The sequence below is a fragment of the Aquimarina sediminis genome (assembly GCF_002895435.1).
In the GTDB taxonomy this organism is placed as follows: domain Bacteria; phylum Bacteroidota; class Bacteroidia; order Flavobacteriales; family Flavobacteriaceae; genus Aquimarina; species Aquimarina sediminis.
Window position 1 is genome coordinate 1 of record NZ_POYJ01000021.1, and the last position, 12,544, is coordinate 12,544.

At 33.6% G+C, this 12,544-nt stretch carries 11 protein-coding genes and 1 pseudogene; 10 read left to right on the top strand and 2 right to left on the bottom strand.

Annotated elements, in window-relative coordinates; all coding sequences use genetic code 11:
• The 6 genes and pseudogenes from C1X07_RS25520 to C1X07_RS24455 all read left to right on the top strand — a co-directional run.
• Positions 1-106, top strand: a pseudogene (locus C1X07_RS25520) (IS982 family transposase); the annotation flags it as partial.
• A gap of 1,004 nt (positions 107-1,110) precedes the next feature.
• Entirely contained in the window at positions 1,111-1,509 is a 399-nt protein-coding gene (locus C1X07_RS24435; protein ID WP_103072681.1) for a hypothetical protein, read from the top strand.
• An 81-nt stretch (positions 1,510-1,590) separates the two neighbouring features.
• Positions 1,591-4,647, top strand: a complete 3,057-nt coding sequence (locus tag C1X07_RS24440; RefSeq protein ID WP_103072682.1) for an ankyrin repeat domain-containing protein — start codon at positions 1,591-1,593, stop codon at positions 4,645-4,647.
• A gap of 2 nt (positions 4,648-4,649) precedes the next feature.
• Positions 4,650-5,237: an imm11 family protein gene (locus C1X07_RS24445; protein WP_103072683.1), complete on the top strand. Its 588-nt coding sequence runs from the start codon at positions 4,650-4,652 to the stop codon at positions 5,235-5,237.
• Between the two features lie 65 nt (positions 5,238-5,302).
• Complete coding sequence (locus C1X07_RS24450; RefSeq protein WP_103072684.1) at positions 5,303-6,472, top strand: hypothetical protein; 1,170 nt, start codon at positions 5,303-5,305, stop codon at positions 6,470-6,472.
• Positions 6,473-6,518: 46 nt separating this feature from the next.
• Positions 6,519-7,772, top strand: a complete 1,254-nt coding sequence (locus C1X07_RS24455) for a TolB-like translocation protein (RefSeq protein WP_103072685.1) — start codon at positions 6,519-6,521, stop codon at positions 7,770-7,772.
• 11 nt (positions 7,773-7,783) lie between these two features.
• On the opposite strand, the gene C1X07_RS24460 is transcribed toward C1X07_RS24455, so the two are convergent.
• On the bottom strand, positions 7,784-8,518 hold the full coding sequence (locus tag C1X07_RS24460; RefSeq protein WP_103072686.1) for a TerB family tellurite resistance protein: 735 nt from the start codon (positions 8,516-8,518) through the stop codon (positions 7,784-7,786).
• A 233-nt stretch (positions 8,519-8,751) separates the two neighbouring features.
• Between C1X07_RS24460 and C1X07_RS24465 the strand changes: the two genes are divergently transcribed.
• From C1X07_RS24465 to C1X07_RS24480, 4 genes are all read left to right on the top strand, one after another.
• The gene (locus C1X07_RS24465; RefSeq protein WP_103072687.1) at positions 8,752-9,162 is read left to right on the top strand and encodes a BrxA/BrxB family bacilliredoxin; all 411 of its coding nucleotides are present in this window, start codon (positions 8,752-8,754) and stop codon (positions 9,160-9,162) included.
• 139 nt (positions 9,163-9,301) lie between these two features.
• Positions 9,302-10,042 carry a lysophospholipid acyltransferase family protein gene (locus C1X07_RS24470; protein WP_317046162.1) on the top strand — a complete coding sequence of 247 codons (741 nt, stop codon included), beginning with the start codon at positions 9,302-9,304 and terminating at the stop codon, positions 10,040-10,042.
• A 12-nt stretch (positions 10,043-10,054) separates the two neighbouring features.
• On the top strand, positions 10,055-11,056 hold the full coding sequence (locus tag C1X07_RS24475) for an acyl-ACP desaturase (protein WP_103072688.1): 1,002 nt from the start codon (positions 10,055-10,057) through the stop codon (positions 11,054-11,056).
• A gap of 12 nt (positions 11,057-11,068) precedes the next feature.
• A complete protein-coding gene (locus C1X07_RS24480) occupies positions 11,069-11,722 on the top strand; it encodes an HD domain-containing protein (RefSeq protein WP_103072691.1) in 654 nt (217 codons plus the stop codon).
• Between the two features lie 17 nt (positions 11,723-11,739).
• Here the strand turns inward: C1X07_RS24480 and C1X07_RS24485 are convergent, their stop codons facing one another.
• The gene (locus C1X07_RS24485) at positions 11,740-12,441 is read right to left on the bottom strand and encodes a radical SAM protein (protein WP_103072689.1); all 702 of its coding nucleotides are present in this window, start codon (positions 12,439-12,441) and stop codon (positions 11,740-11,742) included.
• Positions 12,442-12,544 lie beyond the last annotated feature (103 nt).

Sequence of the window (12,544 nt, forward strand, 5' to 3'; positions counted from 1 at the left end):
TATTACTAATCTTGTAGCTAGTCTTATTGCTTATTCTTTTCAAGAAAAGAAACCAGAAATCAAATTTGAAACTATCAAATCAAACCAATTAGCACTATTCTGCTAAATACTTAGATCGAATTCAGGTCTATAATAAAAAAGGCAGCAATACAACAATATATAAAATACCTTATTGTTTTGGATTGATTTATGTACATCAAAATATTATGAGAAACTTCAAGCACTTTTTTTCCTGTAAATAAAGCACACAAAGCCCCCGCTCCCGCTAGTCTGTGACTAGTGGCGATCAAGAGTGTTTTGCTAAAATAAAAAAGCCGTACTTATAATAAAACAGTACGGCTTTTTGTATTTTGGTAATATGATGTAATAGAATGTCTTGTCCTGAAATAGGTTTACACTTTTGGGTAAACCTATTTCAGGACAAGACAGATTGAATGACTCCGTAACGGGTAATAGACCGTCGAGATACTACCTACAGGCAGCAAATAACGATCAAAAGGGCGTTATCCTACGGGTTACAGGGCGTTCCAGACGACCCATAGCCCGTTAATAACGACCCATAGGGGGTGTCTGAACACCCTATCGGGGGTCTTGCAACACCCTAAAACCCGTCCAGAACTACCTAAAGGGCGTCAACCTCCTAAACTAGATACCTTTAAATCCTCAATAGTAGTTACAGAATGCGCGGCTATTTTGCATAAACCCTGTTGTAGTCCTCGCTGTTCCTAGTATGGAGCTACCGCTATGTTTTCGACTAGTGGCATTCTGAGAGCGGTAAGAGTGAGAAATAAATGATAAGAACCAGTTGCAGAAATGTAGCTGGTTTTCTATAAATATGCTTGCTGCGTTTTTATAACCGATGGTAAAAAAACATCAATACCTTTGCAAAAAAGAGGCATTAATATTCTCCTTAATCGGGTATATCGTCCTAGTATTTAGCTAATAACCCCCCCTGTTTTCAGGGGGGAGATTTTCACTATAAAAGGTATTTTTTTATTGCTAATAGTCTACCATATTTGTATTGTGCATGTTTTGTGCGCATTCAGAAATAAGTTGAGACGCTTTTTTGTGCGTATATAAAATTGTTCAAAACGGATATATTTAGTTTTAATGAAAAAAACACCAAACAACATCCCTTCTGCAGACCAACCTCATTGGGGATCTTCTTATAATTGGGAGTGGTTTAGGTTTCATCATTTCAATACCCTAAAAGAGGAATACGAAGCAATAGAAAAGCAGCAGCAGAGTATTTCTACAGGAAAAGCCTATCCTCAAAATGAAATAAAAAGGTTCTTAAAGCATCTGAATACACTTATTGATATGATCAACTGGTTACCAGATACAAGAGGAGGACAGGAGATTATGAAAGAAGTTAGAACTAGAAGGATGTCATACGAAAAAACATATCTAAATGTAGAAGATAATGATATGAGTTATTGGGAAGCACAAGAAATAGTAATGAAAGTTTTTGAAGTGTATAATTATATGGATGCCATGTGCGAGGAGTGAGAAAGCAATGTTAAAAACATATCACTATACCTTAAAAAGGTAAAAGTAATTTTTTAAAAAAAAACAGTATAAAAAGTAAATATGGTTAAGAATCATTTAGAAAAATACCTTGTACTTAAAAACGATGCAACTACTCAATTTTGTTTGATAGTACCCAAAAATGATATGTGTGTTGTTGTTAATGGGGAACTCAAAGAAACAGCAGAGATCGAAGTAAAAGGTTATGGAAATGAAGGAGAATCACTAAAAGAAGCCAATAGACTTTTTTTGGCTAAACTAAAACAAGGATATCAGGAAGAATCCAAACCAGAAGGAATGTCAGTTTTTTCTGTCGCCATAGAACAGCTAAAAACAGAAGATGCAAAACAATTTGAGATAAAGCTTCTTGTTTTAGGAATGTTGGTCGAGGCGTATTATACCAGGGGAGGGCATCCCTTTACTCAATTTCTTGGAGTAAAAATGAAAGATGAACAATTGGTAGATACTCCTATTCTTGATGAATATCTGCAAAAACACCTGCATGCCCTTTCATCAGAGTCATTGGTTGGGGTGTTTCAAATGACATTACAGGATATTTATTTTAATTTCAAAGCTACTGGTCTGGTAGTAGAAGAAATCATAAAAAGAAAAGATAAAGATGCGCAGCTGGCTATCGTAAATCAATTTTATGAAGCATGTGAGTATTACGATGCAGGTCACCGATTTTGGAGTAGTACAAATCAGGATCACTTAATAGATACCTATTTCCCTCAATTCGAATCAGAAGCATTATTAAAATTATTAGAACGCGCTCCCGGAGACATGCTTACCGGCGATGGGGGTGATAGTATGGACGAACTTTTTGCTCCTGCCTTGCATCACACAGAGGATGTAAACCTACAGCAGAATATTTTAGAGGTTCTCAATAAGTATAAAAAAGAATACGAAGAAGAAGAGTATGTAGACGAAGAGTATTTTGAAACCTTATTAGAAGAAATACTAGAATCTGCATCACCGAGTGTAGTGCAAGGCATTGAACAAATAAAAGAAGGCAAAAAGAAGAAAGAAGCGCTATTAAAGGCAATAGAAGAAAACTCACTTATAACAATCGAAGAGTTAATAAATCAGGAAGTATTGCCTGACACCAATGTTATCACAAAAGTGATCGAAAAAACATTAGAAGGTGGAGACCTATCAATTCTTAAAATGTTTAAAAACAAGCAGATTGATATTGATGTAGAGGAGCTTTTTAAAAATGCAGAAGAACATATAGATACATTAATAGAATGTATAGAGTTGGATCTAATCGATATAGGATATACCAACAAAAAAACAAATAAAAATTTATTGTTTTATGTGTCAGAAAACATTGCCCTATTAGAGGTTTTATTGAAAAAGGGAGTAGATGTAAATCATACAGATACGGCTGGTAATACTATTTTGGCAAGAGTGTGTTCATATGCAAAAGGAGATAATGAGAAGGATATAAATGTTGTTCAATTACTTCTTCAACACAACGCAAACCCTAATAATCCTTTAACAGAAGAAGGGTGGCAAAAAGGGATGACACCGCTTCATTTTGCAGTAAAAAATGAAGCTATAGAAATAACAAAACTCCTTATAGCAGCATCGGCAGATGTAAATACTATTGCTGGCAATGATAAAAACCCATTAATGCTGGCACATCAGGTAGATAATAATATACTGATTGACATACTTACTCAGGCGAATGCAACAGCTCCCGAAAAGGAACTCCGTAAGATTAAATTCATGAACTGCGCCTCAAATCAGCAGTGGGATGAGCTTATTGAAATGGAAGAAAAAATAATCGCAGATTATCCCAAAGAGTTTGTTATTGTTTTAAATATTGCACAAGCGTATTATTTTTCTGAAGCTAATTATTCAAAATCGTCAGAATATGGTACAAATGCATTGAGTATAAAACCGTGTAATGAGTCGTTAAATATTCTTATAATGAGTAAGGTACGACTTGGAAAATTTCAGGAGGCGATAGATGTATTTATAAATCATAAAGAAAAATTTGATCCGCAAAGATCTTTGTCTCACAATATTGTAGCAAATCTTATTGTAGCGTATTGCGCCAGTAATCAAACAGAAGAAGGGATTGAGGCTTTAGAACCATATTTTGGTGAGATAACAGAATCACTAAAAGAAAGAGGGACTATGAATTTTAACATAGCCTGCATGTATGCTTTGACAAACAATCTGTACGAAATGTTACCATACGTAATAGCAGCTCTAGAACGACAATATACCAAAGAAGAATTCCTTAATGAAAGTGATTTTGCCGCTTATCATACCAATGAATTGTTTTTATTCATACTAAATCAGGATCATAAAAGTACTATCGAGTTAGAACATCATAAAGAAGACCCTGAGTCGAATACTTTTAAAAAAATAAAACTAAAGGCGTATTATAATACAGGAACATTTTCTTTTGAAAATAATGAACATGAGGTGTCTTATGAAAGAGGTACCATAGGGCAAGAAAAAAAGCGAATTCAGGAGCGTTTGTACGAGTCTAAGGCGCAGGCATTGGTGATGTATTTTAGGAAGTTAAAAGAAAAACCACCACATGGTAAAAGCAACTATTTTATTCTCAAAGAAGACACCACTCAGGAACCTGAAATACACGTGTATCCTCCTGAAAATTTACCTGAACAATTAGATTTTTTATGTGGTAAAAAAATCACTTTGTCTTTTGATAAACCTATAGAGTTTACTACCAATGCAAAAGCAGGAGATCGTATAGCTGATTTTAATACTGGTAAAATACCTGTCGTCTCAAAACAATTTTTGGATATACTTGTCGATGCAGGAGTCGATGCACTACAAACCTTTCCAGTTATTATAAAAAGTAAGAAAGACGCTACTGTTTGGAAGGATTATTTTGCTATTAATCTTTTGGAAGTAGTCCCATGTGGAGCCTTTCCCGGATCGCTACTCAAAGGAAAAAAACCAAAATGGGGCATACGCTGTGAACTCGCAATAGATACAGATAGAGTGAATAAAGAACCATTATTCCGTTTGCAAGAACATTTACCTACTATCATCGTATATCGTGATGTAGTAAAACAATTAATAGATCAGGATCCCGATGAAAATATGATATGGGAATTTGAAAATATAGTGCAATAAAGATGAACATAACCTACTATCGAATTGTTTCGCCCGATGAAGGCAAAAACATTATGATGACACGTGATTCTAATCACGAAATATTTGATGACTGTGGGATTTCTATTGATGAGAATAAGATAGAATTACCTTTTAAGATTAAGATGCTGGCAGGAAAAGAGTGTAAATATGATCGATATACTCCAGAATATATAACGCCTTCTATACAAGAAAGATTAAATGATTATTATAGCGAATCGTCATTAATGAGCCCCGAACTGGTCAATGCCCTAAGAAGTGCTGGTGTGGGAAATTTGCAAACATTTCCCGTAGATATTAAAGATACTTTTACAGGAGAAGTTTTAGGGGTCGAATATTTACTTGTGCATGTAGCAGGACTTGTTTCTTGTGCAGATATGGGATCTTCAGAACATTTATCTATTGGGAGCAAATATTACTTTCATAAATTAAAAATTGATCAGGAAAAAACAAAAGGACTAAAAATGTTTAGACTTGCCGAGTCGCATTCAGAGATTATTGTCGAAGAAAAAGTAGCTAATGTAATTAATAGCGGAAAATTTGCAGGTATCGCAGCTGAGCCCTGCAATTAGTTTTGATGTCTAGAGGGATTAGAATTTAATACAGGGTAAAAATAATTAGGATTAAACCAATAATAATGACGATAGAAGAATCAATATATAAGGTAGAGCGAGAGTTCGAGAAAATTACAGATCATCATGCAAAAATGCTAGTAGAGGTTAATGCAAAAGAAGCTACTAGTTTATACTCAATCGCGAACTTATATGATATAGAACCTTTTTTTGCTGAACTGCAAGGCGAGCGTCTGGAAAATCCTACATTTATATTATCCGATGATGATTTTGATCCCGAAGATGATGACCTATACCTGTATACACTGGATTTGGAAGACAAAAAAGTGTTTTTAAAACAATTGATATTAGGAAAAAGCTTAAGCTATGACACATTTTTTGATTATAAAAAAGATGTCATTAAAAGCACTTCGATTTATGTAAATAAAAAAGAAAGGAAAGCTATCAAATTATGCTATTTGTTTTTAGAGAACAGAATGCCAGACCTGTATATAGAATGTTCCCAATATGGTGTGCAAGCCAAAAAATATAGAAAAGATAAAAATGTACTTCTTGGATATGATCTGTTTTTAAAAGATAGTAAACAACCACATTGCACTGTAGATTTTATCTATAATCAAAAAGAAGAAACCCTAGAAAGAATAGAACAAAAACAATACGGAGATAGAAAAAATAAATTGGTATTATACCAGCGACAAGATCCTGAGAAAGATATTGATGCTACTTTACAACAGATAGAAGATTATCTGGTAAAAGAAACCTATAAGCAAATTAGTAATCTGCCAAATTTAAAAGAACAAGTGTATTGCATTTTGTTCGAATATAATATGCAAGGAGTTTTTCCTCCTACTATTGCTATTGGATTAGAGAAAGAAAGAGGAGCAGAAAAAACTCTGGGGAATTATGAAATATGGGATCACTATAATGCCCCGGATATGTATTATTTTTCTGAAGATGAAACACTTGATGTAAACTATTATGATGAAAAAATACAGAGAGAATATTTATTTGTAGATCAGATTAATTCTAGAGTTAAATCAAAAGATTTTTCAGATTGGAAAAATAAAGTTTTAGAAACCTATCTCAGGATTGCCAAACGATTGATGCATATGGACTTCTCAGGATGCTTTGAAAAAACCAATGATTTTTTGATAATGGTCAGAGATTTTGAAGAGTATAATAACGAAGAATGTTTTACTGTTTTAAAAAAATATAAAGAAGAGAACAAATTGTAATCAATAAAACATCCTAAAAGAGAATTGTTTTAAAAAACAATAGATTATGAAGACTCAAAAAACAAAGTTAGTTGAATTGCCTAAACAAGAACAGTTAGAAGAAGTATGGATAAATTTAGTTTCTAAAAGAGTGGCGTACTCAGAAAAATCGGATGACATAAATAAATCAAGGATGGTGATAGATGGAGAAGCACATTTGTACTATGATGATGTAAGAGATTTAAAATTTTCGAAAGATGGAAAAGAGTATGCCTATGTTGCTAAAAATGATGATGAGTATTTCATAATTAAAAATGGAAAAAAGATTGCGACTCATTCATTTATTGGTTTTAATTCTTTGAGATGGAGTCCAGATAATTATTTAGCCTATACTATTAGTAAGGATAATGGTTATTATGTTGTTTATAAACAGGATGCCTTTGGTCCATTTGAATCAAAACAACCTAAAGAAGGGTACAACGTACCTCTTTTCTCATTTCATCCACAGACTTTTGATATTGCGTATGCCGCAAAAATAAAAGATAAATGGGCGGTAGAGATATCAGGAAAAAGACTAAGAGAGTATGATATGATTATGGATCTGTCTTTTAATAAAAAGGGCGAAATATGTTATCGATTTAAAAAAGATGAATATTGGGGAGTGTATTATAAAAATGAAGAAATCTCTTCTGGATACGATTTGATAACCGATATAGCAATTAGTCCAGATGGAAAAAGAATAGGTTTTATAGCAAAAAAAGATAATAAATGGTATGCTGCTTTAGATAGGGATAAAGGAGAGATGTATGATAGTGCCAGCCAACCAATGTTTTCTGAAGATAATCAGGTGTTTGCCTTTCATGGTTATACAGACACTTCACCAGAAGACGATGATGAGTATGATGATGATGCTTCCTATGATAACTATTTTGTTGTTATCAATTGGCAACCTCAGAAACCTTATGATAACACTATGGGGTTAGCAATAAGCAAAGACTCAAAAAAAATAGCTTATGTAGCTTCTAAAGAGGGAGATAACGATTGTTTTGTAGTTGTTAATGAAGTAGAAATGAAGCCTTACTCCGGAGTTGATCATTTTTCATTAAAATTTTCGCCAGATGGTCATCATTTGGGGTATCTGGCTTTTGATAATAGTATGTTTGAAGATGGGAAAAAGTCAATTGTGGTAATTGATTCAAAAGAAAGCGAACCTTTTGATGGAGTATACTCTGAAATCAGTTTTGTAGACGATAGCAAAAAGGCAGTATATGTTGCATTACAGGAGAACAGCCTGTATTGGATTGAACATACACTAATTTGAATTGAAGAGTATTAAGGGATCCCTCGCTCTTTTTTGATCTGATCGTATGCACTTTGTACTTCGCGAAACTTAGCCTCTGCACCTTTAATATGAATTTCATCCATATGTTGTATTTTATCAGGATGATACTTTTTTGCCATGGTTCTAAACGCTTTTTTGACCTCGGCATCAGTAGCGGTTTTTTCAATTTCTAGGATTTTATATGCATGATCACCAGTCTTAAAAAACATAGCTTTAATACTTTCAAAATCCTTAAAGTTAATTCTTAAAAAACCTGCTATTTTTTTAATCTCCTCTGCTTCAGAAGCACTCACCATCCCATCAGCATTAGCAATACCAAACAAAAAATGTAAAATCTGTAATCGCGAAGGGTACCTCGTATGCTGATTAATATACATACAAATACGTTGTGCAGAAACCTGCCTGTTTTTTATAATTTCGTTAAAGGTCCTAAAGGTAGCATTGGCACGCTCTTTACCATAAGCACTTACAAAATATTGCCTTACATAATCAAGCTCTGTTTGATTAACACTACCATCGGCTTTGATAACAATCGATGATAGGGATAATAAATTTAGCTCAAAATCTGCAGGGGTTACCTTTGATTCTTGTGAAAACACCTTTTTAAATCCACCACTATTTTTACTTGTGGAAGTATCGAGCAAACTACCTAAAATAAAACCAAGAATAGCTCCTGGCAATCTAAAAAATATATACCCTACGATGGCTGTAAACCACTTAATCATTCAATTTTTTTTTGGGTTGTAAAGATAAACTAATTATTAAAAGATAATTCTTAGTTCATTTATATTAGTAGGCTTTATCATTAATTTGTTACGATACCAGAGTAATAATTAAATGATATCTTAGATTTTGCCTCAAGATGTAAGTAAATTATCAGACTACTTGTCAGTTAACCTTATATGGTACATAATTTGTAACTTTGCATAAAATTGTAATAAGAAAAAAATAAAAAGATATGTATCCAGCAGATTTAGTAAAACCAATGCGTGAAGATCTAACAAATATTGGTTTTGAAGAATTACATACAGAAGAGGCTGTAGAACAAGCAATGGCAAAAGAAGGAACCACTTTGGTTGTGGTTAATTCAGTCTGTGGTTGCGCTGCAGCAAATGCTCGCCCTGGGGCAAAAGCCTCATTAGAGAATGATAAAAAACCTGATAACTTGGTAACGGTTTTTGCAGGAGTAGATAAAGAAGCAACTGATAAAGCAAGAGGATTTATGATTCCATTTCCTCCATCATCACCTTCAATGGCGTTGTTTAGAAACGGAGAATTAGTTCATATGCTAGAAAGACATCATATTGAAGGTCGCCCAGCAGAAATGATAGCAGAAAATCTTAAAGATGCATATAACGAACACTGTTAATACAGCGTTTGATTTGTATGCAAAAAATAATTCTAAACCGTTTGTTATTGCAGGCGGTTTTTATTTTAATAAATCGATAGGTTTACTTGAAATAATATTAGACCTTGCAATACGTTTACACATTAATTAAAAAGAGATAATGGGAGCAATAAAAAAGATACTTAGTTATCCGCTTTCTATAGTTTTTTATTTGTTTTTTGGGCTTACACTTGTAGTTTTTCATGGATTACAATGGCTAGGAGTAAAATTAGGAGGGGCGAGAGCACATAGAGGAGTAGTAAATATTATGAACCTATGCTTATTGAGATGTTTACACGCTTTGGGAGTGACATTTAGCTTTAAAAATGAATACAAATTACCGGATGACAGGCCTTTGATTTTGGTTTCTAATCATCAAAGCATGTTTGACATACCAATGATATCATGGTATTTAAGAAAACATAAACCAAAATTTATCTCTAAAATAGAATTAGGAAAAGGAATACCAAGCATATCCTTTAATCTACGACATGGAGGGAATGTGCTGATTGATAGAAAAAACCCTAAACAATCTATTCCTGCATTATCCAAATTTGGGAAATTTGTTGCCGAGAATAATTTTTCTGCCGTTATTTTTCCAGAAGGAACTAGAAGTAAAAATGGGAAACCTAAGTCATTTGCCCCAACAGGGCTAAAAATTTTGTTCAAAAATGCACCAGATGCTTTGGTAGTACCCTTAACTATAAATAATAGTTGGAAACTTGTAAGATTTGGAAATTTCCCGATGGGAGTAGGAATACACATGACTTTAGAAGTGCAAGAACCGATATCAATTAATAAAGAACCTGAATTATTGCTGGAAAAAATAGAAGAAAGGATTACTTTAGCAATAAGAACGTAATACACCACTATAATGGCTTTGGATAATATACGATTAGAAGTAATGAAACTACTAGAGAAGAAAGTTGACTCTTTTGTAGATCAATTTTTGATTCCTGTAGATAAAATATGGCAACCAACAGATTTTTTACCCGATTCGCAAAATGAAGACACTTTTTTTGATGAAGTAAAAGAATTGAGAGAATTAGCCAAAGAACTTCCTTATGATTTTTGGGTAGTATTGGTTGGAGATACTATTACTGAAGAAGCACTACCAACCTACGAATCCTGGTTAATGGATGTAGAAGGAGTAGATCAACATGAAAATGGAAAAGACAATGGTTGGGCAAAATGGGTACGTTACTGGACAGGAGAAGAAAATCGACATGGAGATGTGCTTAATAAATACCTTTACTTATCAGGTCGTGTAGATATGATAGAAGTAGAAAGAACAACGCAGCATCTGATTAATGATGGTTTTGATATTGGTACAGATAGAGATCCTTATAAGAATTTTGTATACACTAGTTTTCAGGAATTGGCTACTTATATTTCACATAATAGAGTTGCAAAAATGGCTAGAAAATATGGAAACAAACCATTAAGCAAAATGTGTAAAATTATTGCAGGAGACGAGATGCGTCATCATAATGCGTATAGCGAATTTGTAAGAAATATTTTTGAAGTTGATCCAAGTCAGATGATGATTGCATTTAGCGATATGATGAAAAAGAAAATTATCATGCCAGCATATTTCCTTAGAGAATCAGGACAAGCGATGGGGTCTGCTTTTGAAGAGTTTTCATGGGCAGCACAGCGTATTGGGGTGTACACCTCTCAGGATTATGTAGATATCATGCAACGCCTTATCGATAGATGGGAAATAGATAAAATAATAGACCTAACCGATGAGGCAGAAAAAGCACGTGACTTCTTGATGAAATTACCAGCAAGAATGCAGCGTATTGGAGAGCGATTGGTTATTCCTGAAGATATATTTGAATTTAAGTGGGTACAACCTGCAATAGTAAAATAAAACGTAATGGATATGACTGAAGATCAGATTATATCTAAAACGATTGATTTTGTAAAAGAAAAACTCCGCGGAGCAGAGGGAGGACATGATTGGTTTCATATCGATAGGGTATTTAAAAATGCACAATTAATTTCTAAAAAAGAGGATGTAGACCCTTTTGTAGTATCATTAGGAGCATTGTTGCACGATATAGCCGACTCCAAATTTTATGAAGGAGATGAAACAGTAGGTCCACAAATAGCCAGGGATTTTTTGAATAGCCTTAGCGTAAAAAAAGAAGTTGTTGATCACGTAATAAAGATTATAGAAAATATTTCTTTTAAAGGAGGAAACGTTGATCAAAAATTCAAATCTCCAGAACTGGACGTTATCCAGGATGCAGATCGATTAGATGCCGTAGGTGCTATAGGAATTGCAAGGTGTTTTAACTATGGAGGATTTAAAAACAGAGAATTGTATAATCCTGACATTGCTCCAAACCTTGCTATGAGCAAGGAGGAGTATAAATCTTCAACATCACCAACAATTAATCATTTTTATGAAAAACTTCTTCTTCTGAAGGATAGAATGAATACCCAAACCGGTAGCGAGTTAGCAATAGTTCGCCACCAGTTTATGGAACAATTTTTAGAACAATTCTATAAAGAATGGGAAGGTAGATTATAATCCGTCCTTTTTGTGTTTTAAAAAAGGCTTAATTGTCCATCTTTGTGATTTTGATGTAGATCACAATTAAAGTGTATGCTTTGTTTTTCAGGGAAATATTTTTGTCTGGCGATAGTAAATAATTGATGAATTTGATCCGCCATAGTGCCAGACCCTTTCATCCTTCTGCCAAATTCACTATCGTTTAGATTTCCTTCATGACATTGCATGATTTGATGTAGGATTTTATCCTTGCGATCAGGTAAAGTATGTTCTAACCATTTTGTAAATATATGACCAATCGCCCCATTTAGTCTTACAATAGTATACCCAAGGTTTTTAGCACCGCACTTAGAGATTTCTTTAGCCAGGGGCAATATTTCATGACTGTTAATTGATGGGATAATTGGCGCCATCATCACATTAGTAGGAATGCCTGAAGCATTTAATTTTTCTAAAGTTTCTAACCTTTTTTTTATGCTGGCAGTTCTAGGCTCCAGAATTCTTCGGGTTTCTTCGTTTAATGTTGTAATAGAAATGTATACAGCTATAAGGTTGTGTTCGGATAACTTAGAAAGAATGTCTAAATCTCTTAGTATTAATGAGTTTTTGGTAATAATACCAACCGGATGTCTGTATTTGAGAAAAATTTCAAGAAGATCACGGGTTATTTTCAGTTTTTTCTCAATGGGTTGGTAGCAATCAGTATTTCCTGAAAACCTGAATTCGACGTAAGAAATTGAGTTTTAAATCATAGAAAAAGCAGAATATTTAGTAAATTAAGGCATTGATTTTCAACTCACTAAAATTATTCTGCTTATGATTTCTAAAGATAAAATTACT

Bases quoted from the DNA above. Each gene is read 5' to 3' on its own strand.
- C1X07_RS24435 (WP_103072681.1), top strand. From the start codon at position 1,111: ATGAAAAAAACACCAAACAACATCCCTTCTGCAGACCAACCTCATTGG.
- C1X07_RS24440 (WP_103072682.1), top strand. From the start codon at position 1,591: ATGGTTAAGAATCATTTAGAAAAATACCTTGTACTTAAAAACGATGCA.
- C1X07_RS24445 (WP_103072683.1), top strand. From the start codon at position 4,650: ATGAACATAACCTACTATCGAATTGTTTCGCCCGATGAAGGCAAAAAC.
- C1X07_RS24450 (WP_103072684.1), top strand. From the start codon at position 5,303: ATGACGATAGAAGAATCAATATATAAGGTAGAGCGAGAGTTCGAGAAA.
- C1X07_RS24455 (WP_103072685.1), top strand. From the start codon at position 6,519: ATGAAGACTCAAAAAACAAAGTTAGTTGAATTGCCTAAACAAGAACAG.
- C1X07_RS24460 (WP_103072686.1), bottom strand. From the start codon at position 8,518: ATGATTAAGTGGTTTACAGCCATCGTAGGGTATATATTTTTTAGATTG.
- C1X07_RS24465 (WP_103072687.1), top strand. From the start codon at position 8,752: ATGTATCCAGCAGATTTAGTAAAACCAATGCGTGAAGATCTAACAAAT.
- C1X07_RS24470 (WP_317046162.1), top strand. From the start codon at position 9,302: ATGGGAGCAATAAAAAAGATACTTAGTTATCCGCTTTCTATAGTTTTT.
- C1X07_RS24475 (WP_103072688.1), top strand. From the start codon at position 10,055: ATGGCTTTGGATAATATACGATTAGAAGTAATGAAACTACTAGAGAAG.
- C1X07_RS24480 (WP_103072691.1), top strand. From the start codon at position 11,069: ATGACTGAAGATCAGATTATATCTAAAACGATTGATTTTGTAAAAGAA.